The following is a 1,844-nucleotide window of genomic DNA, read 5'->3' on the forward strand; positions in this document are numbered from 1 at the left end:
GTATCGACTTCAGAGGCTAAATAGATTGCAAGATAATTTGCAATTCTAGATATTTCAACTGGATCAGTCCCTTTTACTGTAATCTTTATGTAATTTGAACTTGCCTCTTGAGCCAAACTTACACTATTTCGAATATCAGAAATACTTTTCGAAGAATCCAATTTTAATTTTTGTTGCAAATTATAAAAAGTTATATCACTTTTAGCCTTTGCAATAAATTGTCTGTAATCTCTACCAACTGGTACCGATTTATCACTTTGTTCTGAATTAATTAAGACTAATGCAGAAGCTTCATAATTTGGTTTGATTAAGACAAAATTAACTACGGACATACTTAATAAAGCTAACACTAATATAGATAAAATAAGAAATTTGCCTTTCCATATGACCATAAAAATCTCTTTAATATCAATTTCTTGTTGCACTTTATTACACCTCTCGACTTTATTTTCAAAAAATTCTACAAAATCTCACATTTTCTACTTGACGACAATAGTATATAGTTAAACCAAATTCAAAACAAGTCCCCACAACCACTCGTGATAACTGAAAATAATTGCAGTCATAATATAAATCAAATTGAACGGAATTCGTACTTACGACCTTGTATCTATCGATTGAAGATGGGTTTAGTTACTGTACATTATGCCGCAGCGTCGGTTTAGATATTCCACCTACGTATAAGGATACGATCGATGTAACAAACAGAACCATTGACAGCAATGCTTTGAAAAATGTCTGACCAATTAATGTAAAAGGGGACACCTACTTATCCCAGCTTYAGCTCTGCTCGACGTTAAGGTCGATACGATAACCGACAACGTACATACGTGCTGCCCACTTTCACTTTTAAAGTTGGATGAATTAGCTAAAGCACTTGGTATCGATGTGAAGGATCTCAAATTCAACATCGGTAGCTGACCGCGATGCTAACGTGAATAATCGTCGATGAATATGACCAGATAAGCCATTATTTTATTACCCGGTTAATCCGGATGAGGAAGATAGAGCGTATGTTGCGCATCGCCTATCACAAGGCGTTGCGGTGCGTCGCTTCGAAACTCGCTCCTGCCGGTGTTCATGTGCACMTTGCGCCCGTGGCGCCGCAGCTGTTGTCAGCGTGCTTTCTTTCAGAGCTCCCAGTTCTTCGAACTGATCCAATTCCAAGATGGCAATGATCTGCCGCACGCTGCGAATGGGCTGCTCTTGTTTGAGTTACGTGAGCGTCGTCCGGAATCTCCCTTGCCCTACAGCTTGTCTGCCCGAACCGAGGGAGCAGAATCGTCTTTTTACTTTCTTTCAATGAATTATCCTGGTCATTATATCGGTCAATTTCCGGACAGCATTATCGTGAGCTTGGCATTTTAGCTTAGCGGAAACACTTAGCAACAATAATTATCCAAAAGACTTGGGGATAAACTTATTAGCACCCAATTACTGTCTTGAGCTGAAAAATCTAGGTTGAATTAAAAAGGAGTTTCTTAGATTGTAACAATTTCGATACAAATATAGTTTAATATTTACTGCTATAAACATCAAAAACAATTATATCAAAATGAACACTCGCGTCTATTATCCCTAGTAATTTTACCATATTAATGATAAAATCACATACTGTTGTACACTGAGCAAAACCCTGTTAAAAAAGACTTCTAGTATGCTAGCGATGGTTATGATCATTTCGATGCTCGTACCGATTCTAGCTTTTGCAAGTGGATGGTTTTAGGATGTTACATATAGCAGCAACGGCACAGTAACCGGTCAAGTATACTTTGATAGCAATGTTACTGATAGTGTATATGTGTCTGTATACGGAACGTCGTTGCCAGTAACCACCGCTACAT

1 protein-coding gene is annotated in these 1,844 nt (G+C 37.8%); it reads right to left on the minus strand.

What is annotated here, in order from left to right; genetic code table 11:
* On the minus strand, window positions 1-425 hold a 425-nt coding region (locus tag AC1DWB_RS34465; protein WP_477545579.1), incomplete at its 3' end, for a Wzz/FepE/Etk N-terminal domain-containing protein.
* Window positions 426-1,844 lie beyond the last annotated feature (1,419 nt).

The sequence above is a fragment of the Paenibacillus sp. P4_E11 genome (assembly GCF_056401635.1).